The organism is Streptomyces sp. NPDC028991, from assembly GCF_055564775.1.
In genome coordinates this window covers 201924-228829 of sequence record NZ_JBVHVP010000006.1, presented here as the reverse complement: position 1 = coordinate 228829, position 26906 = coordinate 201924, and the positions used below count along the sequence as shown (strand labels likewise).

The 26906-nt window shown below is 74.5% G+C and carries 14 protein-coding genes; 5 read left to right on the top strand and 9 right to left on the bottom strand.

The window, feature by feature from the left end; all coding sequences use genetic code 11:
- Positions 1-36: 36 nt before the first annotated feature.
- The 4 genes from ACZ4V1_RS15980 to ACZ4V1_RS15965 form a co-directional block, all read right to left on the bottom strand.
- A complete protein-coding gene (locus ACZ4V1_RS15980) occupies positions 37-195 on the bottom strand; it encodes a DUF6760 family protein (protein ID WP_167392550.1) in 159 nt (52 codons plus the stop codon).
- Positions 192-698: a hypothetical protein gene (locus ACZ4V1_RS15975; RefSeq protein ID WP_468335362.1), complete on the bottom strand. Its 507-nt coding sequence runs from the start codon at positions 696-698 to the stop codon at positions 192-194. The genes ACZ4V1_RS15980 and ACZ4V1_RS15975 overlap by 4 nt, the downstream gene beginning before the upstream one ends.
- Complete coding sequence (locus ACZ4V1_RS15970; RefSeq protein ID WP_053133134.1) at positions 698-1144, bottom strand: phage tail protein; 447 nt, start codon at positions 1142-1144, stop codon at positions 698-700. Before ACZ4V1_RS15970 ends, ACZ4V1_RS15975 begins: the two co-directional genes overlap by 1 nt.
- 87 nt (positions 1145-1231) lie before the next feature.
- Positions 1232-2833 carry a phage tail sheath subtilisin-like domain-containing protein gene (locus tag ACZ4V1_RS15965; protein ID WP_468335359.1) on the bottom strand — a complete coding sequence of 534 codons (1602 nt, stop codon included), beginning with the start codon at positions 2831-2833 and terminating at the stop codon, positions 1232-1234.
- 341 nt (positions 2834-3174) lie between these two features.
- Here ACZ4V1_RS15965 and ACZ4V1_RS15960 point away from each other — a divergent pair, with 341 nt between their 5' ends.
- From ACZ4V1_RS15960 to ACZ4V1_RS15945, 4 genes are all read left to right on the top strand, one after another.
- On the top strand, positions 3175-8631 hold the full coding sequence (locus ACZ4V1_RS15960) for a hypothetical protein (protein WP_468335356.1): 5457 nt from the start codon (positions 3175-3177) through the stop codon (positions 8629-8631).
- Positions 8632-8753: 122 nt separating this feature from the next.
- Positions 8754-10337 (top strand): eCIS core domain-containing protein, encoded by a 1584-nt coding sequence (locus ACZ4V1_RS15955; RefSeq protein ID WP_468335352.1) that lies wholly within the window; start codon positions 8754-8756, stop codon positions 10335-10337.
- Between the two features lie 96 nt (positions 10338-10433).
- A complete protein-coding gene (locus tag ACZ4V1_RS15950; protein ID WP_468335349.1) occupies positions 10434-11855 on the top strand; it encodes a hydrolase in 1422 nt (473 codons plus the stop codon).
- Positions 11856-11929: 74 nt separating this feature from the next.
- Complete coding sequence (locus tag ACZ4V1_RS15945; protein WP_468335346.1) at positions 11930-13378, top strand: RICIN domain-containing protein; 1449 nt, start codon at positions 11930-11932, stop codon at positions 13376-13378.
- A 19-nt stretch (positions 13379-13397) separates the two neighbouring features.
- Here ACZ4V1_RS15945 and ACZ4V1_RS15940 read toward each other — a convergent pair whose 3' ends face one another.
- The 3 genes from ACZ4V1_RS15940 to ACZ4V1_RS15930 all read right to left on the bottom strand — a co-directional run bounded on the left by ACZ4V1_RS15940 (position 13398) and on the right by ACZ4V1_RS15930 (position 17143).
- Complete coding sequence (locus ACZ4V1_RS15940; RefSeq protein ID WP_468335343.1) at positions 13398-15389, bottom strand: ATP-binding protein; 1992 nt, start codon at positions 15387-15389, stop codon at positions 13398-13400.
- A gap of 242 nt (positions 15390-15631) precedes the next feature.
- Positions 15632-16309: a Pvc16 family protein gene (locus ACZ4V1_RS15935; RefSeq protein ID WP_468335340.1), complete on the bottom strand. Its 678-nt coding sequence runs from the start codon at positions 16307-16309 to the stop codon at positions 15632-15634.
- 150 nt (positions 16310-16459) lie between these two features.
- Positions 16460-17143, bottom strand: a complete 684-nt coding sequence (locus ACZ4V1_RS15930) for a helix-turn-helix transcriptional regulator (protein WP_468335337.1) — start codon at positions 17141-17143, stop codon at positions 16460-16462.
- Between the two features lie 357 nt (positions 17144-17500).
- On the opposite strand from ACZ4V1_RS15930, the gene ACZ4V1_RS15925 reads away from it, so the two are divergent.
- A complete protein-coding gene (locus ACZ4V1_RS15925; protein ID WP_468335334.1) occupies positions 17501-20695 on the top strand; it encodes a helix-turn-helix transcriptional regulator in 3195 nt (1064 codons plus the stop codon).
- Here the strand turns inward: ACZ4V1_RS15925 and ACZ4V1_RS15920 are convergent.
- Positions 20686-25857, bottom strand: coding sequence for a hypothetical protein (locus ACZ4V1_RS15920; protein WP_468335331.1), 5172 nt, complete (start codon positions 25855-25857; stop codon positions 20686-20688). The genes ACZ4V1_RS15925 and ACZ4V1_RS15920 overlap by 10 nt on opposite strands.
- Before the next feature lie 118 nt (positions 25858-25975).
- Positions 25976-26866 carry an aminoglycoside phosphotransferase family protein gene (locus tag ACZ4V1_RS15915; RefSeq protein WP_468335328.1) on the bottom strand — a complete coding sequence of 297 codons (891 nt, stop codon included), beginning with the start codon at positions 26864-26866 and terminating at the stop codon, positions 25976-25978.
- Positions 26867-26906 lie beyond the last annotated feature (40 nt).

Genomic DNA, 26906 nt, shown 5'->3' with positions numbered 1-26906 from the left:
ACGACGGCCTCGCAGCCGGTCCAGGAATCCCACCGATCAGCCCTCCGCCGCGCCACGCGTCACGAGGGACGCGATCTGGTCCGTGTACCGGCGGCGGTCCTGGTGCTCCAGGTCCAGGATCGCCTCCAGGCTCCAGTGGAAGTGGTAGGCGACGTACGCGATCTCCTCGTGCAGCCGGTCGGTCGCGTACGTCACGATTCCCCCAGGCGGCTCCCGCCGAGTTCCACCTCGAAGGGTTCCGTGCAGTGCGGGCACTGCACGGCCGCACGGGTGTGGCCCTCCGCGTTGATCTGGCGGTAGAAGTCCTGGAGGAACGCCAGGTCGGAGGCGAACATGTTCTCCACGATCCCGTCGTGCACCATCGACAGGGTGCCCAGCCGGGTGATGACCCGGCCGAGCAGCACCACCGACAGGTACGCCGGGTTCTCCTGCACCCGCACGTCGCGCAGCGGGATCAGCTCGTCCCGCGCCGTCGACAGCCGCATCACGCCGTCCCGGTGCACCGTGCCCGAGTCGTCGACGTAACCGCGCGGCAGCTCGAAGGGGAACTCGGTGCGCAGCTGCTGACGCGGTACCGCCTCGGCAGGTGTCTCCGTGGGCGCGACGGCGGGAGCCGAACGGGGGAAGTCCGCTCCCGCCGCCGCAGTCTGGGGGTCCTCGGGGGCCGCGGCGGGCGCCCCGGCAGCCGCACGCCGCATTATTCGATGACCAGTTCTTCGAACACGATGGTGACCGTCTCGGTCAGCGCGGAGGTGTCGCCCGCCTTCACCGCGCTCGCGTCGATCTTGCTGCACCAGGCGTTACGCAGGTTGTACCGCTTCACCGGGGTGTCCTCGGAGTCCATCAGGATGATGGAGGCGTTCTTCCGCGCCGTGGACATCCGGCCGTTCATGGAGTCGTTGATCCACTGGGTGAAGGACGAGGACTGGGTCATGCCCCGCACGACGGTGCACTGCCCGTCCTTTTTGTTGCCCGGGAGCACGGCGGTCTCGTGCTTGCCGGTGGTGCTGTTGTTCTGCGGGTACTTGATGACGTCCTGCTCGAGGGTGAGGCCGTTGACCTCGGCGAGGTACTCGACCATCACCCCGTCGATCTGGAGCCCGAAGTTGTTCGCTGTGAGGGAGTCACCCGGCATCAGAGCCATGTGTTCGCTGTCCTTCTAAGGATCTGAGAAAGGAGGGAGGGGAGAGGAGCGGGCCCGCGGGGCCCGGAGAGGGGGAGGACGCGTGTCCTACTCCTCCAGCTCCCCGCTGCCGCTGGAGAACTGCGCCAGCCGGAAGATCACGAACTCGGCGGGCTTGACCGGCGCGATGCCGATCTCGCAGATGACCCGGCCCAGGTCGACCGACTCCGGCGGGTTGGTCTCCTCGTCGCACTTGACGTAGTAGGCCTCCGCCGGGCTCTGGCCGAACAGGGCGCCGCTGCGCCACTCGTTGACCAGGAACGCCGAGACGTTGCGGCGGATGCGGGCCCAGAGGTTGTGGTCGTTCGGCTCGAACACCACCCACTGGGTGCCGATCAGGATCGACTCCTCCAGGTAGTTGAAGTACCGGCGGATGTTCAGGTAGCGCCAGGCCGGGTCGGAGGAGAGGGTGCGGGCACCCCACACGCGGATGCCGCGGCCGGGGAAGGCGCGGATGCAGTTGACGCCGATCGGGTTGAGCAGGTCCTGCTCGCCGCGCGTGATCTGGATCTCCAGGTCGACTGCGCCGCGGACGACCTCGTTGGCGGGAGCCTTGTGCACGCCGCGCTCGGTGTCGTTGCGGGCCCAGATGCCGGCGACGTGGCCGCTCGGCGGGATCAGGCGGGACTGGCCGGAGGCCGGGTCGAAGGACTTGATCCAGGGGTAGTACAGGGCCGCGTACTTGGAGTCGTAACCGGCCGTCTCCTGCCGCCAGACCCGTATCTGACGGGCGTTCTGCCCGGGCGGCGGGTCGATGATGGCGACGCGGTCGCCCATCAGCTCGCAGTGCGCGATGAGTCCGAGCTGGACGGCCTTGACGGCCTCCAGGTCGATCGCGCCGCGCTGGTAGGCGGCCATCAGGTCGGGCACCGCGACCATGGAGATCTCGTCGATGGCCTCCAGGCCGCCGAAACCGGTGCGGTCCGCGGAGTCACCGAGGTACTGGGCCGGTCCGGGGTCCGGGCTCTCGCCCTTCTCGACCGGGGCGGCGGGGGCGGCGGCCGGCGGCGCCGGCAGCGTCAGGCTCTGGTTCTCCGGGCGGGCGAGCTGCGCGGAGGGCGCGGCCTCCGTCACGGTGATGAGCTTGGAGCGCTCCTTCACCTGCGTGACGACGTAGGAGCGGTTGCCCTTCTTGGCGCTCACGTCGAACGTCTCGACCGGCTTGTCGCCGTCCTTGACGATCAGCTTGAAGCGCTCGGCGGGGCCCTCGCCCTCGGGGTCGGCGACCTCGACGGTCAGCGGGCCGTGCTGCCCGGCGGCGTTGGCCGTCACGGCGAACGTGCCCAGCTGCTTCGGCTCGGCGGCGGGCAGCGCGGCCGGGGCGGCGGCACCCGTCACCGCGGCGGGGGCGGACGCCCCGTTCGGACCGGCGGCGGCGTCGTCGGCGGAGCCGCCGACCCGGACGACGTACGCGGCGCTGCCGCCGTTGTTGAAGAACCCGTAGACGGAGTGCGCGAGGTAGTACCCGTCGGTGAAGTCACCGAAGGCCGCGACGTACTGCGTCCAGTTGGTCACCAGCGTGGGCTCGTTCAGCGGGCCGGTCGGCGCGAGACCGACGAAGGCCGCCACCGAGGTACCCACTCCCTCGATCGGGCGCGAGCCGCTGGCCACCTCCTCGACGTAGACGCCGGGCGACAGGTAGGACGGCATGCTCTGCTCTCCTCGGGGTACGAGACAGGACGCCCCTCACCCTCGCGCGCGCGTTGCTCCCCCCGAAACGTCCCGGGGTGCCGGAGCGGGGGCATCGACCCTGCCCCCGGCTGTGCCCGTTGGGGCAGATGGGGGCGTCCGGCCCCTGGTGGGAGGCCCGGCACCGGGTCCGCACCCGCCTGCCGGGGGAGCCTTCGTTCGATCTTCACCCTGTGGCCGGTCCCCGTTCATGGGTTAGCCTCCCGGCCTGGCCGGGCTCCGCACCACGCCGGTCCGGTTCCGGTTTCCGGCGGCCGGCGACGAGGAGGCGGGGCCGACACATCGTCGGGCAGGGGCGTGCGATGCGGGGACGACAGGAGAAGCCCGGCCCGGACGGCGGCCGGACGGGCCGCGCGGCGGCGGTACCCCCGCCGGTCCGGTCCGCCGACGTCGGCGCGGCCGGGGCGCGGGAGTTCCCGGGCGGCCTCCCGCCCGCCACCGCGGCCGGGTCCGCGGCCACGCTCGGCCCGCGGGAACTGCTGGCCCTCCAGGGCATCGCGGGCAACAGCGCCGCATCCCGCGTCCTCGGCAACCGCCCCGCCCCGCCCCCGTCGGACGGCGCCGGACCGCTCGTGGTGGCGCGGACACCACTGGCGCCGATCGTCGAGGAGGAGAGCGAGAGCGGGAGGGGCGGCGGGAGCGAGCGGGGAGCGGGGGGCCAGGTGACCGCCAAGGCCCCGCAGCGGCGCGGCCCGGCCCGGAGCGCCCGGCCGGAGCCGCCCGTGGCCGGGCGGCGTGCGGGGCCCGACGCGACGCGGCCGGGCAAGGCCATGCAGCACCCGCCGCTGGTGCTGCCGCCGTATCTGATGGAGATGACGTCCGCGGGGCTCTCCACCGCCTCGGGGCTGACCGGACACGAGGCGGTGGGACGCGCCTTGGCCGGGATCGAAGGCGCGGCGGACGCCGACGTGGCCCTGGTGAAACGGGAGTTGGCGGGACGGCCGGAGACCTTCTACGGCCACGGGCGGGTCTTCTCGGTGCGCGGGGCCGGCGGCGCGTACGACGTCACGGTCTCCGTCCGCCCGGACCCGGGCCGCCCCGAGCCGGAGCCCACGATGTACGAGAACCCCGACGCGGCCTCGCCCGTCCTGCCGGACGACCTGGCGCAGGCCGCGGCGGCCGCCCAGGACGGCACGACCAAGGTGGACCAGCAGCACGCCTCCTCCGCCACCGTGGTGACCGACGCCACCCGCTCCCGGCAGGCCGGCCTCACCGGCGGCGGTACGGTCCTGGTCCCGACGCCCGCGCCCGCCGTGTGGGCCGGCGCGCAGCTCGCGGCCGGCCTCGCGCTGCGCAGCGACCACGACGTGCACAGCACCAGGACGGTGTCCGAACCACGCGTCCTGCGCAGCTCGGGCGGCACGGTCCGGGCGCTGCGGCACGTGCGCTACACCGTGCGGATCAAACCCCAGGGCCCCTACGGCACCGAGCGGGTGGCGTCCGCCGACGGCACCCTCACCATGCGCGTGCCGCACGAGCACCTCGTGCCGCGCGGCACCGTGCGCCCTGCCCCGGGCCCCGCGCTCTCGGAGGAGCGGCAGAAGGGCGTACGGCAGGCCACCTCACTGGCGGTCGTCGGCGTCGAGACCCGGGGCGCCCCGCACGGCGGCGGCGGAGGCCTTTTCGACGCGGTGAACTCCGTACTGCATCCCCAGGCGGCCGCCCCGGGAACGGCCGACCGCACCCGGCTCCACGAGGCCACCAGCGCCGCGACGATCCTCCAGGACCTGCCGCGCCTGCTGACCGGCTGGGTCGCGAGCGAGGACCTGTCGGCCGGCGCCGCCGGTGCCGAGAGCGCCTACCGGATGCGGGCCGACATCGTCTCCCTGGCCCCCGCCTGGAAGGCCGGCCAGGCCCAGCTGCGCACCCACCAGCAGGCACAGCACGGCGCGGGCGCCTCCATGGGCAAGGGCATGAGCGGGGTGGCGGGGGCCGGCCCCGCCGTGGGACTCGGCGCGCCCGGCGCGGGTCCGGCCGTGCGCTTCAAGACGATGCCGGCCGTGAGCTTCAGGCGGATGCGGTTCGCCTCGGCCGACCAGACGGCGGCGACCCGGCAGGGCGCCGAGGTCCGGGGTGACAAGGCGCTCTATCTGGGCCGGATCCTGCTCACCGTCGAGGGCACCGGGCCCGCCGCGCCGCGGCACACCCTCGACCCCGGTGGCCGCTCGGTGCGGCACACCCTCGACGCCTGGATCAGCATGCGGGCCGAGGAGGCCCACCACCTGGGGCTGCCGCTGCCGGCCGCCATGGAGCCCGGCGAGCTGTACACCAAGGCGGACCGTACGCGGCCCGACGGCACGCCCGAGACGAACGCCGACGGCACCCCCCGCAAGGTCGAACGCCACCTGCCGTTCGACGCGATGGGTTCCAGTGCGGCCCTCACCCGGCTGGACACCCGCCCCCTGATCGACGTGCTGGAGCGGCTGTTCGCCACCAACCCGAAGCTGGCCGGCTATCTGCCGCCGTTCGGCGAGGAGGCGACCGGGCGCGTCAACCGCGAGGACGCCGAGGCGCAGCGGCGCAACTACCGGGAACTGGTGACCGTCCTGTCGGAGACCAACCTGCGCGCCAACAAGGACCAGTTGCTGTCCGCGGGGGTCCCGGTGCGGCTGCGCCGCAAGGCCGCGCTGCGCTCCGACGACGTACAGATCCGGGTCCGGGGGCGGATCGGCGCGCTCACCTATCTCGGCGACACCCCGGACTGGCTGGTGCGCAGCAGCTCGGGCGTGGGGTCGAGCGGGCAGACGGGAGCGGTCACCGCCCGCAAGGCGAGCGTGCAGGGCGGCGTCCGGGCCACCCTGGTACCCGGCGCCCTGTCGGCGCAGGTGGCGGCCGAGGCGGCGCTGGAGAGCAGCCGCAGCGCCCAGGGCGGACCGGTGACCCGCACCGACTCGCTGAACAGCGGTGACGTCTCGACCAGTACGTTCGGCACCAGCCTGTCGCTCGCCGTGCACGTCACCATGACCAGCCGGGAGCGCACCGGGAAGCGGGCCGTCACCCCCGGTCGTCCCGGACGCCACCGGCCGGCGGCCGAGGTGATCGCCAGTTCGGACGACCGTACCGGTGAGGACGATCCGCTGCGCGAGCTGAGCGAACGGCAGCAGGACGTCCGGCTCAGCGCACCGACCGCGACGACCCTGGACGACGAAGCCCACGAGAAGCTCAACCGGCGCCGGGCCGCGGGGCGCATGGGCAGATCCAGTCGCCTCGACGCCTCCGGCATCACCGACCTGACCACCCGGCCCGCGGGCGGCGGTCTGCGTGACTGGGACTTCGTGGAGACCGTCGGCGACGCCAAGCAGGTCCGGGACCTGGCCTTCCAGCTGCTCGCCCAGGCCGCGCGCCGGGGCAGCACGGACAAGCCCGGCGACACCGCGTTCGAAACGGAGGGCCTGGCTCCGCGCCTCGCGATCGAGGACCGCTTCAGTCCGCAGGCCGTCACGGCGGCACTGCGGCAGGGCGTCACCTCGGGCTGGGTGGTGGCCGGACTGCGCCATCCCCGGCGGCTCACCGCGCTGGACGGCGCGGTCGGCACCCGGTTCGCGCTCACCAATCCCCGTGTGCGGCACAAAGCCACCGGGGCGGGCATGGAGAACATGTCCCTGGGCGGGCACCAGGGCTCCGGACAACGGGCGCGGACCAAGAGCAGGACGTACTCGGCGGACGCCAGGGGGATGGAGTCCGGCCAGGACTGGTCGCTGTGGGAGACCGCGGCCTACCGCCGGACCAAGGCCACGACGGACGCCGAGAGCGCGACGCTGAGCGGCACCGTGGAGCGCAACGCCGTCAATCCGCGCAGCCGCTCCCTCTACCTCGTCCAGTGCGACCTGGCCGTCAGCATGGTCGCCGAGGTCGCGGTCAACGGCTCCGGCCCCTACACGGCGGCCAGGAAGCAGACGATCCCCGGCAGCGTCGGCCTCTGGCTGACCGGGGCCCAACTCGCGGCGGCCGGACTGCGCGACCCGGAGGAACGGGAACGCGAACAGCGGGACACGATCGCCCAGATGGGCCCGACCGGACTGTTCGGTCCGTCCGCGCCGTCGGCGAACACGGGGAAGGGCAAGGGGAGGGGACAGGCGGAGGGCCGGGGAGAGGACCGGAGCCGGGGCCAGGAAACGGAGCGGGAACAGAACACTGGCGCGGGCGCGGGCGCGGGCGCGGGCGCGGGCACGGGCAGGGGCACGGGCGCGGAAACCTCCACGGTCCCCGCCTCCGCCCCCCTCCCCGAGCACGCCAAGGACATGCCCATCGGCTTCGGCCTGATCGACGAACTGCCCGACTTCGTCCCCCTCCTGACACGGCTGCGCTCGGCCGTGAAGGACCGGAGCCTGGCCGCGGACCTGCTGCCGGAGCACCGGCTCGACGACCGCTTCGACAACGTGCAGCGGCTGCTGCGCGTCCTGGACCGGGACGGCGCCACCGGCCTGCTGGCCGGTGCCATGGACGGCGGCGTGCCCGTGGAACTGCTGCGCAACAGCAGCAGGCCCGGCCGCCGGGCGAAGCCGTACTGGGCCGTCTTCCACGTCAGGCGGACCGGGCCCGGTGCGATCGCCGGGCCGTCCGGCGGCGACCGGGAGATGGAGTACGCGACCGTGGCGGCCGCACAGCGCGCCGACACCCACCAGGAGAGCGAGTCCGACGCGGTGGGCGGTCTCCTGACCGGCTCCGAGTCGTCCGGCGAGGCGGCCACGAACCGGAACGGAGGGGTCTTCGGACCGGCGGCCGGCCGCTCCGCGGCCACGAGCCGGACCGTGGCCGCGCGCGGCCAGACCGGCCTGCGGGCCATCGTGGGCGACGCGGCGTCGGTGAAGGTGCGCGTCCCGGTCCGCGCGGAGCTGGAGCTGCGCTCCGCCGACGGGCAGGTGGCCACCGTCGATCTCGGCGGCGCCCTGGTCCACCGGGCCCTGGAGAAGGACATGGAGGCCCTGGCCGGGGTGTCGCCGGTGGCGCGGGAGCGCCGGCCCGGAATGGAGCCGATGGTCTCGCCGCCCCCGAGCGGTGCGGCCCCGGCAGCCCTGCGCGCGTGGCACGCGGCGGGAGCACGGCTGCCGCTGGAGGCGCAGGCCAACGGATTCAGGGGCGCGCCGCAGGTGCGGGAGGTGATCGGCCGGGCGATGGCGGCGGCCGGCGTGAACACCGGCTTCCGCGAGCCCGGGAGCGCCGCGCACTACGCGCAGGGCGAGGCGGTCTCCACGGAGTGGCTGCTGGCCGCGCTGCCGCTGCTGGTCGCCGGCGGCGCCGATCTGCCGCCCGTGCACGTCTCCGGCGCCAAGGGCCACGACATCGACTGCGCGTTGCACGCGCGGTTGCTCGACGCCCGGCTCCTGGGCGAGAGCGACGAGATGACGTTCGAGACGGTGGCCCAGAGCACCCCGGACGGCTCCCGTCCCGCGGGTACCGAGCACCGGCAGGCGGCACGGCACGGCCGGTCGGGGGGCTTCTCGGGCGGTGTGGGGCCGGTACGGGCCGAGCAGTCCGGCATGACCAACGCGCCGGGCGGGGTCGGCAGCGAGGGCGGCGCGGCCGGGACGGTGGGCAACGCGGCCGGCACCGTGCCGCTCCAGAAGCCCAAGGAGACCTCCGCGCTCGTCCAGTTCACCCTGGAGTTCCGGGCCGTGGCCCGGATACGTCACCGGCACACCCGAGGGCTGCGCGGAGCCGGGGGAGCCGTCGGGGTCCGGGACGGCGTCCTCCCGACCCCGGTGGTGGTCCGGATGCCGGCGTCCGAGGCACGCCGGTTCGCCGCGGACTCCTCCTAGGGGTGCCCGCGGGGGTGACCGCCCGCCGGGGATGCCCCCGAAGCTGCCCTCGTGGACCTGCCGGCGGCGGGGTTGCTCCGGTAAGGCTGGGTGGTCAACCGTCCGGTGTCGAAGGGAGCGTCGTGCGCGCGCACGGAACGCGGAGCCGATCGTCCGACGAGCGGGACGCGACGAACCGCCAGGTGGCCGCGCCGAGCGCGCCCGTCCAGCGGATGCTGACCCTTCAGCGTCTGGCGGGGAACGCGGCCGTGGCCCGGTCCGTCGAGGCGGAGCGGCATCAGCACGGCCCGGGGTGCGGGCACGCCGGCCCGACCGTGCAGCGCCGGGAAGCTCCGCACGAGCACGGGCCGGGATGCGAGCACTCGGGTGTGGAGGACACCGGCCCCACCGCTCAGCGCAGCCTCCTGGACGCCGCCCGGAACACGCCGAGCACCTCGCTCCCCGGTTCCTTCCTCGCCAAGGCGAAGCCGTTCTTCCAGAACGAACGGCTCTCCGAGGGCCGCGTGCACGACAACCCGATAGCCCAGCGGGCCACCGCGGCGCTGGGCGCCGAGGCCATGACGGTCGGCAAGCACATCTTCCTCGGCCCGCAGGCCGTCGGTAACACGAAGACCCTCGCCCACGAGGCCAGCCACCTCGACAAGAACATCAGAGGCATCCCGGAGACGGGCAACAGCCACGGTGCCGGCCTCACCGTCACGGACCCCGGACAGGGCTCCGAGCGGGCGGCGGACACCGACAGCGACGCCTTCATGTCCGGGGCCGGCACCGCTCCGTCCGTCGTCGCCCAGCGACGGGTCGCGGAGCAGGCGGACGACACGGACACGGCCGTCCAGCGAAGCACGGGCGGTGCGGGCGCCACGGTGCAGCGCGTCACCGACCTCGCCAAGCAGCAGGGCCCTTCCTGCTGGCTCTACGTGCTGGAGGCGATCGCCCAGCACCACGGCCTGCCCGTCAACTACCTCTCCATCGCCATGCGGGCGTATCCGTCCACGGAGGACCGTGACGACCGCCTGAAGAAGGAGAGGGCCCAGGGCAACCGGATGGACGGCCGCCGGCTCGCCGTGGTGATGATGGCGGAGGCGCTGCAGGACATGGTCGAGCGGCTGGACAACTGGAGCGCTCACGCGCCGAACGGCGGCACCACGATCTCCCGGGACGTCGTCTCCGGCCTCGCCCGCCGGGCGCTGAAGAGTGACGCCTCGGTCGGCAAGCTGGAATTCGCCGACGGAAGTGCCGCGTTCACCGGGGTGCGCGAGGCGTACAGTCAGGCCCGCAAGCGCGCCCAGCAACTGGTGACGATGATCGGGGAACCGGGCGACGAGGTGAGCGAGTTGCTGGGCGGCACGCCATTGGAGATCGACCGGGGGCAGGAACACAGCGACGTCACCACGACCCTGAAGCTTGCCAAGGTGCCGAGCTACGCCGGTGTCCGCAGCCGGTACCCGGCCGACACGCGGGGCGGGGACGTCGTGGACCTGACCGGCGAGCCGCTGAGCGGGATGAGGCCGACCACCCACGCCGTGCTCTTCGACGGTTACGACCCCGCGACCGACATCGTCACGTACAAGGACCCCAACGCGGGCAACGCGCGGTTCCAGGTCACGTCCACGCAGTTCCAGCACATGTCCGGCCTCTCGAAGCTCACCCTGCGGGGCTACGGGACGACCAACAAGGCGCCACGGGTCAACGAACTCCGGGACTGATCCCCTGTCTGGGACCCGGAGGGCCTGCCCCCCGGGCCGGAGGACGCTGCCCTGGCGGCTCCTGACGTGGCATCGGTGGGCGCGTAGCGTCGGTGTGTGAGCCTTTGGACTTCTCTGGAGCCCGCGTCCGCCACCGTCGACCCTGGCAGCAGTACGCGTGTGCGGCTGAGGGTGCGTAATACCGGTGATGTCGTTGACGAGTACCGGTTCGAGCCTGTGGGGGATGTGGCGCCGTGGACGACGGTGGAGCCGCAGACCTTGCGGTTGTATCCGGGGACGACGGGCACTGTTGAGCTGACGTTTGCGCCGCCGCGTACGTCGGATGCGGTGGCGGGGCCGAATCCGTATGCGGTGCGGATCACGCCGACGGAGCATCCGGACGCGGTGACGGTTCCGGAGGGGAACCTGACGATCACCGCGTTCACCGAGGTGCGGGCGGAGTTGGTGCCGCCGACGGTGAAGGGGCGGTTCCGGGGGCGGCCTCGGCTGGCGGTGGACAACCTCGGTAATACGAGGGTGACGGCGTCGGTCGCGGGCAGTGACACCGGGGATCATCTGTCGTACGAGATCCGTCCGGGGAATGTGCAGATCGAGCCGGGTCGTGCGGCGTTCGTGGAGACGACGCTGAAGCCGCGGCAGATCATCTGGTTCGGGTCGAAGGAGGAGCGGCCGTACACGCTGGCGGTGCGGCGGTCGGGGGTCGAGCCGGACGAGGTGGAGGGCACGTATGTGCAGCGTGGGTTCCTGCCCGGCTGGATCGCGGCGTTCTTCGGTATCGCTCTGGCGTTGACGATCGCGTTCGTGATGATCTGGATCGCCTACAAGCCCCAGGTGCGCACCAGTGCCACCGAGCAGATCGAGCAGGCGGGCAGCGCGCTGGCGCCCAGCCCTTCCGCCAGCCCGGAGACCCTGCCCAGCGCGGCCGAGTCGGCCCCCGCGGTGCCCAAGGCCCCCGAACAGCCGGCCTCCGAGAAACCGAAGAACGACGGCGGCGGCAAGGGCGGTGGTGGCGGAGGCGGCGGCGAGTCGAAGAAGGCGGAGCCCCCGAAGCCCCGGACCGCTGCCACCGCCGTGCGGGAGATCGCCGCGCGCAGTGAGGGCCGGCACATCTGCTACCGCGCCTACGTGGCGGACCGAGGCTGGCAGGACCCGGTGTGCGACGGCGCCGAGGCCGGCACGGTCGGCAAGGACCTGCCCGTCAAGGCCCTCAACATCGCCGTGTCCGGGACCGGGGGCACCAGCGGTAACGGAGCGCACGTCGTCGAGGGCTGGGCGACCGGCGACGAGTGGGCGAGTGCCGCCGACGGCAGGGACATGTACCTCGGAAGCACCAAGGAGGCGCTCTCGGCCCTCGAGGGGTTCACCCTCAAGACCGCCGAAGGCACCGTCTGCGCCGACACCAACGTGCGGGACAGAGGCTGGCTGAACCAGGGCTGCACCAAGCCCGCGGACTGGCGGTACTTCGGCGGCGAGATGGGGAAGAGGCTCCAGCTCGAGGCCGTCCGTCTCACCGTGTGACCGGGTCCGCGGGGGCAACCCGGTCTGCCCCCACGGCTCCTGACGTGGCATCGGTGGGCGCGTAGCGTCGGTGTGTGAGCCTTTGGACTTCTCTGGAGCCCGCGTCCGCCACCGTCGACCCTGGCAGCAGTACGCGTGCGCGGCTGAGGGTGCGTAATACCGGTGATGTCGTCGACGAGTACCGCTTCGAGCCCGTGGGGGATGTGGCGCCGTGGACGACGGTGGAGCCGCAGACGCTGCGTTTGTATCCGGGGACGACGGGGACGGTGGAGTTGACGTTCGCGCCGCCGCGTACGTCGGATGCGGTGGCGGGGCCGAATCCGTATGCGGTGCGGATCACGCCGACGGAGCATCCGGACGCGGTGACGGTTCCGGAGGGGAACCTGACGATCACCGCGTTCACCGAGGTGCGGGCGGAGTTGGTGCCGCCGACGGTGAAGGGGCGGTTCCGGGGGCGGCCTCGGCTGGCGGTGGACAATCTCGGTAATACGAGGGTGACGGCGTCGGTCTCGGGGAGTGATACCGGGGATCATCTGTCGTACGAGATCCGTCCGGGGAATGTGCAGATCGAGCCGGGGCGTGCGGCGTTCGTGGAGACGACGTTGAAGCCGCGGCAGATCATCTGGTTCGGGTCGAAGGAGGAGCGGCCGTACACGCTGTCGGTGCGTCGGTCGGGGGTCGATCCGGACGAGGTGGAGGGCACGTATGTGCAGCGTGGGTTTCTGCCCGGTTGGATCGCTGCGTTCTTCGGTATCGCGCTGGCGTTGACGATCGCGTTCGTGATGATCTGGATCGCTTACAAGCCTCAGGTCCGGACGAGTGCGACGGAGCAGATCGAGCAGGCGGGCAGTGCGCTCGCGCCCAGTCCCAGCGCCAGTGCGGAGGCCCTGCCCAGCGCTGCCGAGTCGGTTCCCGAGGCACCGGAGGCCCCCGAGCAGCCGGCCTCCGAGGAGCCGAAGGGCGACGGCGGCGGAGACAAGGGCGGCGAGGGCGAGGGTGGCGGCGGGGCGCCCAAGCAGCCCGCGAAGAAGAAGCCCGTGGTGCCCGCCGAGAACGTCCTGCTGCGCAACGCCACCACCGGTATGTGCGCCGAACTCCCCGGGCGTGGGAAGGGGGAGATCAACGGACCCGTCCAGCAGGCCGTTTGCGACGACACCGACGGCGACAACCAGATCTGGGACCTCGAGGTGAAGGTCGAGAAGGGCGGCCCCGGCGGGGCGGCTCTCTTCCAGATCCGCAACGTCCAGGACAAACTCTGCATGGACCTGGGCGAGTTCGGAGCCCGGCCCATCACGACGCCCGTCTCCGAGTTCCACTGCGACGGCACGACCGGCGACAACCAGCTCTGGTGGATCGACAAGCAGCCCAGCGGCGACTACTGGATCCGGAACTTCGTCAGCAAGAACAAGTGCCTGGACGTGAGCAACACCAACGGCGGCGGTCTCTTCGCCCGGCTGACGATCTACAACTGCACCAACTCCGACGACCAGGAGTGGAAGATCGTCCCGGTGAAGAAGGACTGACGTGCGGAAGGACTGACGGTCACCAGCCGCCTTCGCCGGGCACCAGCCGCCCGGCCTTGCGGTACTCGCGGCGGGCGCCCTCCAGGAGGTCGTCCGCCGTCACGCTGTCGCCGCGTCCGGCGGCGAGGTAGGCGGCGGTGACCACCGCGCTGCGGATCGAGCCGCCGGCCAGCTCGAAGTCCCGGGCCAGCCCGGCCGGGTCGATGCCGTCGGCGGACGGGACGTGCGACAGGCCGTGCCGCCACAGCGCCAGACGCTGACCGGCGTCCGGGAACGGGAAGTCGACCACCAGGTCGAGGCGCCGGGTGAACGCCTCGTCGATGTTGGCCCGCAGGTTGGTGGTGAGCAGGGCGATGCCGTCGAAGGACTCCAGGCGCTGGAGCAGATAGGCGCTCTCCATGTTGGCGTACCGGTCGTGCGAGTCCTTGACCTCGGAGCGCTTGCCGAAGACGGCGTCGGCCTCGTCGAAGAGGAGCACGGCGTCGGTACGGTCGGCCTCCGTGAAGATCCGCTCCAGGTTCTTCTCGGTCTCGCCGACGTACTTGTCCACGATCGACGACAACTGGACGACGTAGAGGTCGAGGCCCAGGTCGGCCGCGACCACCTCCGCCGACAGGGTCTTGCCGGTGCCGGACTCGCCCGCGAACAGGCCGAGGACGCCCCGGCCGCGCCCGCCGCCCGCGCTGAGCCGCCAGTCGCCGAGGACGCGGTCGCGGTGGCGGGCGCGCAGGGCGAGTTCGCGCAGCTGGGTCAGAGGCGCGTCGGGCAGGACCAGGTCCCGCCAGTCCACGGCGGGACGGATCCGCCGCGCGTGGCTCTCCAGGCCGGAGGCCGACTGCCGGCGGGCCGCGAGCCGGACGTGGCCGGCGGTGACCGGGCCGCCGTCGAAGGCGGCGAGGGTGCGGGCGGCGTGCGCGGCCCGCTGGATCCGGTCGCCGCCCAGGCGGTAGGGAGCGACGGCGGTGGCCAGGTCGAACCCGTCGGCGTCCGGGCCCAGCGCCGCCCGCCAGGCGGCCGTTCCGCCGGCCCGGCGGCCCGGCGCGTCCAGGACCAGCGGGTCGGCCGGGGACCAGTGCGGGTCGTACGGGCGGGGGTCCGTCAGCAGCACGGTCACGTCCGTCACCGCGGTCAGCGCCCGCACCAGCGGGCCCGGCCGGTCGGGCAGGCCGGACACCACGACGGCCCGGCCGGTGAGGCGTGCCTCGCGCAGCAGCTCGGGGATGTCGTCCTCGGGCGCCGAGCAGCACAGCGCGTCGAGGCCCGCGGCGCGCAGGACGTGGGCGAGGGCGGCCAGGCCGTCGCCCTCGCGCTGTTCGCGCAGGTAGGCGGTGAGCGGTCCGTCGTGCAGACGGGTTGCCAGACGGCGCACGAAGCCCTCGGCGTCGGGGCCAGTCGGCAACGGCTCCGGCATCGGGTGCAGCCGGCCGAGGAGCGCGGCGTCCGGTGTGTCGTCCCCGAGCAGATGGCCGGCCAGCCGGTCCGGGACCCGCAACGAGCGGGTGAGGAAGGGCCGCTCGGGCTCCTCGACCTCCAGCAGCCCGAGGGCGCGCAGTGGTGCCGAGGCGTGGAAACGGGCGCGGACCGCCGCCAGGTGGGCGGGCACCCCGCACAGGTCCAGGGCCAGGCTCACGGTGGCGCGACGGCGGCTCACGTCGTCGTTGAGGTAGCCGTAGAGCGGCTCGAAGGTGCGGTCGATGTCGGGGGCGAGGGCGATGAGCAGGACGGCGGTGTCCAGCTCGGTCAGCCCCGTCCGCCCGGCCAGCAGCGCCAGCCGGTCGCCGGGACCGGCCGGGTCGTCCGCGGACGCGTGCGGCGGGGCGTCTTCGGGAGGCTCGGCGCCTTCGCCGGCTCCGGAGCCGGCGAAGGCCGGCCAGGTGCGGAGCAGGTGGCGTACGGCGTCGTCGGACAGGTACAGGCCGCGCAGCGGGTCGTCGGCCGTGGGGTCGGTGGCGGCGCGGTGCTCGACCAGCGCGGTCACCCGTTCCCGCAGAGCGGCGAGGCGGGCGAGCATGGCGTGGACGGGATCGCCGTACGGACCGTGCGGGTCATGCGGGCCGTACGGGCCGTGCGGGTCTTCCGGGCCGTACGGGTCATGCGGGCCGTGCGGGTCATGCGGCCCGGAGGAGGAGTCAGGCGGCCCGGAGGAGTCAGGCGAGTCCGATGAATGGAACGAGTCGGATGAGCCCTGCGAGTCGTAGGGGCCGTACGCCGGGGAGCCGGAGGGGGCTGCCGACGCCTCCTCGGTGGGGAAGCTCACCGCTGGTCCGTCCGGCGGCCGGCCGCGTCCCGGCGGGCGGCACGGGCGGCCGCCACCTGGTGGGGCCGGTGGGAGCGCTCGCTGGACTGCGCCGGTTCGCCGGGCAGCTCGCGCACCCGGACCATCGCGCCCTCGGTGACCGGGGGCCCGGCGTCGTACTCCGGGTAGGCGGGGAAGGGCGCGGTCACCACCAGGTCCAGGGACGGTTTCAGCTCGCCGCCGAGGGCGGACCAGATCTCGGCGAGGGAACGGGACTCCGTCTGGGTGCCGGCCACCGTCAGCGGCATCGACAGCTCCAGCGCCCGTAGCGGGGCGGGGAGTTCGTCGGGGGTCAGGACCTCGCGCGGCAGCAGGGTCGCCAGCACGGCGGACAGCAGCCGGTGTTCGTCCTGCGGGGTCTTCGTCCAGGCCGTCACCAGGTACGACAGCCGGAACCAGCGCGGCGGCCGGCGGCGCCGCACCTCGACGTCCCGCTCGTCGCGCACCGACATCCGTCCGCTCTGACGCCGGGCCACGTCCTCCCGGATGTCGTACAGGTAGGCGTTGACCACGGGGGCGTTGCGCCGGGCCGCCCAGTCACGGGTGGGTGCCTCGAAGGACACGTCGATGCCCGAGCCCGTCAGCGCTCCGCCGCCGAGGAGGTTCTTGAGGACCTCGTCCACCTCGTGGATCACTTGCGCTCCCGCCCTGCCGTCTCGCCCACCGCCCTGCGTCACCGATCGTGCCCCGGGTGCCGCCCGGCCCGCAGGCGTGCCGGGGACGGCGGCCGGGCAGGCCGCCCTGCCCGTGCGGCCCCGAGGGGCCGCTCTCGATTGCCCGTTCGGTCAGATGTAGCCTTCCCGCAGGGCGTAGGCCACGGCGTGCGCACGGTTGCGCAGGTGGAGTCGCGTGGTGAGCCCGTGCATGACGTTTTTGACGGTGCGTTCGGAGTAGGACAGCTTGCCGGCGATCTCTCCGGTGTCGAGGCCCTCGGCGACCAGGCGCAGGACGTCCACCTCGCGGGGTGCGAGACCCAGCGAAGGGGCGCCGGGGCGGCCCGCCGCGCCCCGGTGCAGCGTGCCCACCTGGCTGATGAGCCGGCCGAGCAGGTCGGCGGGCAGGTCGCCGTCGCCGCGGGAGGCGGCCAGTACCGCCTGCACCAGCCGGTGGGCGGTGGCCTCGTGCCGCCAGACGATGGCACCGACGCCGCACTCGACGACGTCCAGCAGCTCGCTCTCCCGGATCGCGCCGACCACGAGCACGGCGCGGGCGCCCTCGCTGCGCACGATCCGGCGCAGCCGGGTGAGCGCCGCCTCGTCGAGCGCGTCCTCGATGAGCAGGGCCACGGTGCCGGGGCCGGACTCCTCGCGCAGGTCGATCTCCGGGTGGCGGCGCAACTGGCTGACCGCGCCCTCGCGGCTGATCGGGTCCGGAGCGGACACCGACACCGGGACGCGCGGGTCGGTGACGCCGACGGCTCCGCCGGCGCCGAGCGTGGATGCGGTGGTGGCCCGGGGTGAGTTGAGCAACCGTTTCCCCCCTGTTCACGAGCCCGCCGTCCGGCGCAGGCCGGTAGCGGATGAGCGTGTTCCACACTTCTGGGACTGCTGGGACCGCGCAATCGTGGAGCACCACGAGGCACACCACGAGACCAGCGCGGGCACCGCCACGAAGGGGCCCCCGGAGCGGGCATCCCAGCAGGTCAGAGGGATGTCGTGCGAGAGCGCGCGGCGCCGGGCGCCGGGCGCGCACCACCGTGAGCCTCGCCACAGCCACCCTCCGGCCCAAGGAACGCGGCCCCTCTTCGTGGGCCACCTCACACCACCCGCGTTCGCATTTCCACGTCTCACAGACCGGGGGGCCACCATCCACCACAGGAGGCACCGATGACCGGACCGCTCCGCGAACGCGACGACGCCCTGGCGCTGCTCGCTGCCGAGACCGAGCGGGCCCGGGCCGGCACGGGCGGCCTCGTCCTGCTGCGCGGGGCCACCGGCACCGGTCGCACCGCCGTGCTGGAAGCCGCCGCCCGGCACGCCGCGGACCGCGGCCTGCGGGTGCTGCGTGCGCGCTGCTCGTCCGAGGACACCGGCGTGTCCTTCGCCACGGTCCTCCACCTCCTCGGGCCGGTACCGGAGTTCACGGACCTGGTGCCGGGCGGCGACGACCGCGGGAGTGCGGCCCGGCTGTGGCGGCTCCTGCGCTCGTACGCGGACGAGGGCCCGCTGCTGGTGGCCGTGGACGACGTCCACCTGGCCGACGAGGCCTCGCGGCGCTGGCTGGTCGAGGCGGCCCGGCGCGTCGACCGATTACCGGTACTGCTGGTGGCCACCGAGCGTAGCCAGTACGACATCGAACCGCGGCCCGCCGGACTCACCCAGGCCCTGTCCCCCTCCCTCGTGCGCACCCACACCCTCGCCCCGCTCAGCGACGCGGCGGCGGCCGGGCTGGTCCGCGCCGCCTTTCCCGCGGCCGGACCGCGCTGGACGGAGGAGTGCGTACGGGCGGGCGCCGGCAGTCCGCTGCTGCTGCATGCCCTGCTCGACGACCTCGGCGGCATCCCGCCGCAGGACGGCTCCGCACCCGGCGGCGCCCCGCCCCTGCCCGACACCTGCGCCGCGCTGTACCCCGGGACCTACCCTGCGGCCGTCTCCTGGTGGCTGAACAGCGCCGGCCCCGCCACTGCCGACGTGGCCCGCTGCCTCGCGGCACTGGAACAGGCGTGGCCGGGCGCGGACCCGGACGTCCAGCCCGCGCAGGCCGACCCGGCCGCCGTACCCGCCGAGCCCGCTCCATCCGCCTGGCCCGTCGAGCCCGTACAGCCCGTCGAGCCCGTGGTGCCCGTCGTGCCCGTCGAGCCCGGTCCGCCTGCCCAGCCCTTCGAGCCCGCCCCACCCGTCCAGCCCGGCCGGCCGGCCCAGTACGGGGAGCACGCGGATGACGTGCAGCCCGTGCTGCCCACGCAGCGGGGCCGGTACCCGGAGCCGGGACCGGAGCCGGGGGCCGCGCCGCACGCTCCGCGTGGGCGTTGCTGGGCGCCGCCCGGCGTGCCGCACCGGGCGGTGCCGGGGAGGGGCTCGGTTCCCTCCCGGGGGCGTGCGGCCGAGGCGGGGGCGGGGGACCCGGTCGGCCTGCTCGCCGAGGCGGCCGGCGCCGACCCCGCCCGGGTCGCCGGGTGGCTCGCCGCCATGACCCGGCTGGGGCTGCTGCGGCCGGACGCCGCCGGGCGCCCGCGCTACGCGCACCCGCTGCTGCGCGACGCCGTGCTCACCGGCTGGCCGAGGCCCCGCCGGGAGGCGGCGCACCGGGCGGCGGCGGAGGCCATGCTGCGCCGGGGCGACCGGGTCGAGGCGGTCGCCCGGCATCTGCTGCGGACGCCGGCCGTGGGCCTGCCCTGGGCGTTGCGCGTCCTGCGCGACGCGGTCACCGTCGCCGTGCACGACGCCCGGCCCGACGACGCCGTCGGCTATCTGCGCCGGGCCCTCGACGAATCACTGCCGGACGACCTGCGCCAGCGGCTGCTGACCGAACTGGGCTCCCTGGAGTACGCGTCGGCCGACACGCCGGCCGCCATCGCGCGTCTCGCCGAGGCGCAGCACCTGCCGGCCGACCCCCGCAACCGGGTGCGTACGGCCGTCGCCCTCGGCACCGCCCTGGCGGGCCGCGGGGAGATCCGTACCGCCATGGAGGTACTGCGCCGTACGGAGGGCCGGCTGTCCGGCCACCCGGGGCTGACCCGCACCGTGCAGACCGCCGGCGCGCTGCTGTCCGACGAGGACCTGGCGACCCGTCAGGAGGTGTACCGGTGGCTGTGCGAGACCGGCGAGCACTCCCCGGAACTGGTGGGCACCGCCGGTCAGGCCCTGCTCGTGCGGTACGCGGCGACGGCCGCGCTGATCTCGGCCGAGGAGGCGATGACCCGGGTACGGAAACTGCTGGCGCAGCCCACCGACCCGCTCGCCGAGCCCTTCCTGCTGGGCACGGCCGCCGCGGTCGCCCAGTGGGCCGACGAACTCGACGAGGCGGACCGGCTCGTCGAACGCGGCCTGTCCGGACAGCACCCGGCCCTGCTGCACCCGATGCAGCACGCGCTCCTCAACACCCGCGCGGACATCGCCGCGGCCCGCGGCGAACACGCCCGTCTGCTCGGCACCGGCGACGCGGCGGGGGACCCGGTGCCGTCCCGCACCGGGCCCTCCAACCGGGACGCCCACGCCCTGATGGCGCTCGTCCACACCGGCCGTACCGACGAGGCGCGGCGCTTCGCCGGCCGGTTCGACCTGCGCGAGGTGCCGGAGAACTGGGAGCTGAACCGCTTCCTGTACGCCAGGGGCGTGCTGCGTGCCGCCACCGGCGATCCCGCGGGCGCGCTGCACGACTTCCTGGAGTGCGGCCGGCGCCAGGCCGCCCGGGACGTCGTCAGCCCGGTCGTCACCCCGTGGCGGACGGCGATCGCGGAGTGCCGGCTGGCGCTGGGCGGCGGCCAGGAGGCCCTGGCCCTGGCGACGGAGGAGCTACGGCTGGCCCGGGTGTGGAACACCCCGCGCACGGTGGGCCGCGCCCTGCGTGTGCTGGGCACCGCGACCGGCGGGCGGCGCGGCCTGGAACTGGCCGACGAGGCCGTACGCACCCTGCGGGAGGCGCCCGCCGACGCCGAGATGGAACTCGTCCCGGCGCTGCTCGCCCAGGGCCGTCAGCTCACCGCCGCCGGAGAACGCGGCCGCGCCCGCGACTGCCTGCGCGAGGCGGCGGAGCTGGCCGAGCGCAAGGGGGCTGACCGGCTGCTCACCCTCGTCGGGCAGGCCCTGCGGGGGAGCGGCGCCCGCGGCCCGGTGACCGCCCGGACCGGGTCCCGGGCGCTGACCGGCAGCGAGCGCCGTATCGCCGAACTGGCCGCCGACGGCCGCACGAACACCGAGATCGCCGATCTGCTGCACCTGGCCCGGCGCACCGTGGAGACCCACCTGACCAGCACGTACCGGAAGCTGCGGATACGCCGCAGGACCGAGCTGCCCGGCGCGTTGGGCCTGGGCCGGCCCAGGGACGCGTACCCCGTCGCGCGCGACACCGCTCAGGACTGAGGACCGGCGGGCGCGAGACGCCCCCGCGGGGCCCGCAGCCTGCTGTCGTCCGCCGTCTCGGCGAGCAGCCGCCGGACGACCGGCTCGGGCATCCGGACCACCACCGGCGTGGGCAGGGTGACCTCCCGTACGGCCGTCCCGGTCCGGTGCGTGCCGCGTGCCACGACCCGCGCCACCACCCTCACGTCCACCGTGAACTGGACGAGGACCGACCGCTGCTTGGGCTTGTGCACCGGCATCGAGCCGGAGCCGTCCGCCGTCATGCCGGCCGCGCCGCCCGCGCCGTCGGCGTTGGCCAGGGCCTGGTTGAGCCGGAACTCGGTGGCGTTGAGCAGGCCCGCACCGAACAGTCCGCGCCCCGCCCGCCCGTGGTCCGCCGAGTACTGGCCGTCCTCCTGGGTGGGCCTGGGGCCGTCCGGGCCGCTCGGTGCGATCGCCTCGAACGACATCCTGGCGCCGGTGCCGAGCACCTTCCCGGCGCGCAGCCGCGCGTGCACCGACGCCCGGAGGTCCTGGCCCTGGAGCCCACTGGCGTGCACCGGCGGCAGCTCCGCCCCCGCGCTGGTCAGCAGCGGCAGCGCCGAGATCATCCACTCGGTGGAGACGGCCTCCTGGAGGGTGTAGGCGGCGGACTGCCCCTTGTCGCGGTAACGGTGGCCGCCCCCGGCCTCCCGCACCGCCGCGTCCACCAACCGCCGTACCTGCGGCGCCCCCTGGAAGCCGTTGACCTGCGCCTCCATCGGCAGTCGTACCCCGCCGCCGCGCCAGGCGCCGAGCCGTGCCGGGTCGGCGTCCGCGACGCCGGGCGGCCTTTCGCCGGCCGGGCGATCAGCGGCGGGCTCGAGCCGGGCCAGGGCCGTCAGGTCGTCCTTCGGCACGCGGTGCGTCAGCTCCCTCCGGCCCAGCTGGGCGAGAGCCACCCGGCCCTTGGCCGAGTGCAGTTCCAGTGCGGCGTCGACCGGCACGCGCATCTTCGCCGGGCCCGTCGAGGAGTCGGCGACCAGCTTCATGCCCACCTGGGCGCGGGAGGCCGAGCCGGTGCGCCGCGAGTCGCTCGCGGCGGCGCCCAGGCCCGCGACACCGCCGGTGCTCTTCAGGACCCCGGCGCCGCCCTCCGGTTTGGCGGAGCCCGCGAGGACGCTCTCGGCGCCGAGCGAGCCGCCCTGCTCCCGGGAGTCCGTCCGCTGCGCGGTGGCCGAGGTGATGTACTCCATGTCCCGCTTGTCGGCCGCCATCCCGGCGAACCTGCCGGGACCCGCCCTGCGGACCCGGAACACCGCCCAGTACGGCGTCTTCCGGCCGTCGAACAGCTCCACGGTGACGCCGCCGTCCATGGCGCTCGACAGCAGCCCCTCGGAGCCGTCCCGGTCCAGGACGCGCAGCAGCCGCTGCACGTTGTCGTTCGGGTCGTCGAGCTGCCGCCGCGGCAGCAGGTCCGCCGCCAGGCGCTCGTCGCGGCGGGCGAGGGCGGCACGCAGCTCCGTCAGCAACGGCACGAAGTTCGGCAGCTTCTCGATCATGCCCATGCCGAGCGGCAGCTGGGCGCCGAGGTCGGGCACGGGTTCCGCGGGAGTGCGGGCGGGGTCGGCGGGCGGGACCATCGGCGCGTGGTCCCGCCGGTCCGCCGTCCGCTCGCCGGCCCGCCGGGACCCGGACCCTTCCGCGCCCGCGCCCGCTCCCGTCTCCGCCCCCGTCCGGCCTTGCCGGGGTGTGAGCACGCTGTCCATTCCCAGCGCCTCGGCCGCCGACTTCGGCAGTTTCAGCCCCTGCGAGGACAGCTGCTCCGCCGTCAGCCACACCCCCACCTCGCCCGGCAGCGTCCGCGCCTCCTTGGTCACGTAGGGGCCGCCACCGGTGACCTTGACCTCGGCGACCATGGTGACCAGGAGGTCGCACCGGACCAGGTAGAGCGGGGCCTTGCGCGGGGTGTGGGCGTTGCGCTCCACCGTGCCGGACACCGTGACGCCCCCGGCGGTGCTCCGCCCCTTGCTCCGGGTCACCGCCGCTCCCTGGCCGGTGCGCCACTCGGCACCGTTCTGCAGCCCCATCAGGCCGCCCTGGTACGTCGTGGTGGTGCCGTGCCCCTCCTGGCCGCCGGCCTGGTGCCCGCCGAGCAGGAAGGTCTCCGTGCCGGGTCCCGAACCCTCGTGCATCACCCGCGGATTGGCCAGCGCCAGCCGCATGCCCACGGCCCCGTCCAGCGCGGCCAGCCGGCGCGGGTACTTCAGGTTCTTCACCACCCACCCCGACGACACCGCCTGCCGCAGCGCCCCCGTGATCGCGCCCGGACTGAGCCGTTCCTCGATCGACTGCCGGGGCCCGAGACCCTCGGTTGCCAGCGCCCGGTCCTCGCGGACCCCCTTGTCCCGGGCCGCCGCCCCGGCCAGCAGGTCGAAGGCCAGGTCCCGGATCGGGGCGCCGGAGCCGACGGTCTCCACCAGCGTCCAGTTCCGCAGGGCCCGGCCGCTCGCCGGACGCGGCGTCAGCGCGGCCAGGTCCCCGATGCCGGCGGCCTCGACCCGCCATTCCGGCCGCCGGGGCCTGGCGCCGCGCGCCGCGGTCTCCGCGTCGAGCCGCTGCTTCTCGTCTCCGTCCAGGGTGAACTCCGTCGGAGTGAGCAGCCGTACGTCCTGCTGCTCCACGTCCATCCGGGCGATGCGCTCGGGTTCGGGCACGTCGCGCCCCCGGGAGCCGGGCAGCACCGAGCGCCGGGCCTTGCGCTGCCGGTGCACCATGCTGACCTGCACCTGGAGGTGCAGCGGCGCCGAGAAGACGCTCGCGTTCCCGGAGCCGTTGGTGAGGACGTCGCTGCGGGTGGTGGGGCCGGCCTGGTTGCGGCGGGCGCTGACGTGGTTGCGGTCGCGGCGGGCCGAGCCCGTCAGGACGCCGGGGACGATCCGCACCTGGCCGATCGCCGACCAGCCCGCCGACCTGGAACTGCTCCGCCCGCTCTGGAGGTTGCTGCCGACACCGGAGTGGCTGCGCACCAGCCACTTCTCGATGTCACCGGCGTACTCGGAGTCGCCGAGCGTGCCGGTGACCCGGATCTGCACGTCGTGGGCGTGCATGCGGCTCTTGCGGCGCAGCCGCACCGGGACGCCCGTGGACAGCAACTGGTCCTTGTTCGCCTTGAGGTTGGTCTCCGAGAGCCGGGTGACCAGCTCCTGGTAGTTGTGCCGCTGGGCCTCGGCCTCCGCCGGTGCAGCGCCCGGCTTCGGCTGGTCGCCGAAGGGGGGCAGGAAGCCTTCGAGCCGGGGGTCGGCGGCGAACATCTTCTCGATGGACGCGATCATCCCCGTGGTGTCCAGCCTGTCGAGCGCGACGCTCGCGCCCATCGCCCCGAACGGGAGGTGACGCTCGACGTCCTCCTCCGTCCCCTGCTCTCCTCCGGCCCCCTCCCGGCGCCGCTTCGGCTTGGTGACGAGCGGTCCGGCGGTCACCCCGGGCGGCAGCTCGAGGCCCATGTCCTGTGCCTCGTCCGCCCGCAGGGTCATCCACATCCGGAGGGAGTGGTGGGCCACCCGGGAAGCACGGCCCAGCAGCATCTCCCCGGAACGGGTCCCCGTGCCCTCCACGGTGAGGTCCACGGTGGCCAGGTAGAGCACCTTGTCGCCCCGGACCTCCGCGCCCACCCGGCGGGCCGTCGTCTGGTCGTACTGGGTGAAGCGGGCCTTGCGGGCGGCGGCGGTGGGCATCGCCCCGGCCCGGGCGACGGCGGCGTTCACGGCCACGCCGACACCGACGGCCGGTCCCGCGCCGACCGCCCCGGATCGCCCCTTGCCCGCGGCGTCGGCGGCCGTGTGCTGGGCGTGGGCGTGGGTGCGCAGCTGGGTCTCGCCGGCGGCCCAGCCGGGGGCGAGGCCGGCGATGCGGGCGCTCATCCGGTAGGCGCCGGCCGTACGGGGGTCGGCGCCGGTCAGGTCGTCGCTGACGACGCCGTTGCCCAGCAGCCGGGGCATGTCCTCCAGCACGCTCGTGGTGGAGGTCGCCGCGTACAGGCGGGCCCGCCCGGGGGAGCCGGGCGCGGTGAGCGAGGGGTGCAGCACGGAGGCGACCGCGTCGAACAGCCCGCCGCCGCCCGCGTGCGGCCCGGCGTCTTCGGCGCGTGGCCCGGCGTCATCGGTGCGTGGTCCGGCGTCGTCGGTGACGGCGACCGGGGCGAGGGAACCGGCGTGCCGCAGGCGCTTCGCCAGGGCCGGGTCGTCGAAGCGCCGCGCCGGTGGCGGCGCCGCGGTGTCGTACGGCACCAGGCTCTCGGTCGGCACCCGCATGGTCAGCGTGCCCGCGCCGTACACGGGCGGCGCGGGTGCCGCGTCCTGCTGCCGGATCCGTACGCCGTAACGCACCCTGCGCGGCACCTCGACCGACCCCGACTCGCTGCGCAGCACGCGCGGTTCGGCCACCCCCTTGGTGCCGCGGCTCTCCTGGGAGGACTGCCAGGGCTGGGCCTGGGCCATGCCCACGCCGCCCAGGTAGAGGCCCGGCGCGACGGGCGCGAGCCCGAAGAAGGTGCCCCCCGCGCCGTAGCTCGTCGAGCCGCCCGAACCGGAGCCGACGGCTGCGGCCGAGTTGTGGTGGACGTCGACCTTGGTGGCCTCCTCCCCGGCCTGCGCGAGGGCGGCCGGCTCGATCTCCGGGGGCCGTTCGTCGGGGGCGGCGGTGATGGTGACGGTCACGTCGAACCAGCCCCGCCCCTCACCGCCCTCGACGGCGAACGCGCGGCCCTGCCCGTAGAAGGTCTCGGGCCGCGCGGCCAGCTCCGCCGCGATCTCGGCGACCGTGCCGTCGCCGCGCGCGACGGCGCCGGCCACGACGGTGCGGACGAACTCGTGCCCGGTGAGCCCGTGGGCCGAGGACAGTCCCGGGGCTTGCAGGCCCAGCAGGTACGGGGGGAGGGTCAGGCCGCGCTCGGCGGTCTCCGGCACCGTGCCGAGGCCCGGCCCGCCCGGCGCCGGCGCGCCGTTCGCCGTGCCCGGCCGCATGGCCCGCGTGGCCCGCAGATTTCCGGCGCTCTGCTGGAGGGCGAGCATGGAGCGCGGCCCGGGGCCGTCGGCCGGGGACCGGCCGGGCGCGCGTTCCGCCCGGGGCACCGAGGGCGTCCGCCCACGGGCGCCGTCCTGGCGTTCGTCCGCCTGCCGTCGTCCCTGCCGCTGTCCTCGCACCCGCGTCAGCGTATGGACGCGGAAGCGGCCGTACGGGGCCCGCGACCGGGATCGGGAAGATCGTCGACGAGAGCTCTTCCGCTGTTCAACTACGCTGCATCCGGCGGTTCTTGACAGCTCATGGCGTCCGCAGCAGCCGTCCGATCTCCAGCTGCTCGGTCTGCAGCGGGTCGCCGTCCTCGACGTGCCACAGGCAGTTCTGCAGGACGCGGGCGAGGGACCAGGCGCGGGCCCGCTCCGGGTCCAGCCCGAGGACGTCGGTCATGGCGTCGAAGCGCCACCGGGTCTCACCGGGTTCGTAGCGGTTGCCGAGGGCGGGCAGCAGGTCGAAACCGGGGTCGCCGGCCAGCGGTTTGGGGTCGATCGCGAGCCAGGGGGCGCGCTGGGCGGCGAGGACGTTGTCGTAGTGCAGGTCCCAGTGCAGCAGCCGGTCGCCGGGCTCGTCGGCGACCTCCCGCACGGCGGCGGCGCAGTCGGCGAGCAGGCGGCGGTCCGCCGGGTCGGGGATGTGCTCCATGGCCCGCGGCGTCCGCTCCAGCAGGCCCCGGGCGATGTCGCCGAGGCGGCGCACGCCGGGCGGCGCGGGGGTGGCGGTGAGGCGGGCGAGCAGCCGGGCGATGACGAGGACGGCCTCGCGGGAGTCCTCGACGTGGCCGAGCGTGCGGGCCGCGTCGAGCCGCTCAAGCAGCATGGTGCCGGTGGCCGCGTCGTGGTCCAGCAGCCGCACCGCCCCGGCACCGTCCCACAGCCGCAGGGCGACGGGCTCGCCCTCGGTCTCCTCGTCGAGGATCTGGAGTTTCAGCACGGCCGGGGTGCCGTCGCGGCGTGCGACGGGCAGCACGAGGGCCGCCCAGCCGTGCCTCGGGGGCCCGTCCAGGCGCAGCTCCCAGCGGTCCAGGAAGCCGGCCGCCAGGGCGGGCAGCCCGTCGATGAAGGCGCGGCCCGCCGCACCGTTGTACTTCGCCTGGGCGGCGGCGAACGCGTCCGGAACGTCGATCACGTCGATCACGTCGGCCGACGCTACCGGCGGCCGGCACGGCCGTCACGGG

Excerpts from the sequence above, each read along its gene's own strand:
- ACZ4V1_RS15975 (WP_468335362.1), bottom strand. The coding sequence starts at position 698 with ATGCGGCGTGCGGCTGCCGGGGCGCCCGCCGCGGCCCCCGAGGACCCC.
- ACZ4V1_RS15970 (WP_053133134.1), bottom strand. The coding sequence starts at position 1,144 with ATGGCTCTGATGCCGGGTGACTCCCTCACAGCGAACAACTTCGGGCTC.
- ACZ4V1_RS15965 (WP_468335359.1), bottom strand. The coding sequence starts at position 2,833 with ATGCCGTCCTACCTGTCGCCCGGCGTCTACGTCGAGGAGGTGGCCAGC.
- ACZ4V1_RS15960 (WP_468335356.1), top strand. The coding sequence starts at position 3,175 with ATGCGGGGACGACAGGAGAAGCCCGGCCCGGACGGCGGCCGGACGGGC.
- ACZ4V1_RS15940 (WP_468335343.1), bottom strand. The coding sequence starts at position 15,389 with ATGCTCGCCCGCCTCGCCGCTCTGCGGGAACGGGTGACCGCGCTGGTC.
- ACZ4V1_RS15925 (WP_468335334.1), top strand. The coding sequence starts at position 17,501 with ATGACCGGACCGCTCCGCGAACGCGACGACGCCCTGGCGCTGCTCGCT.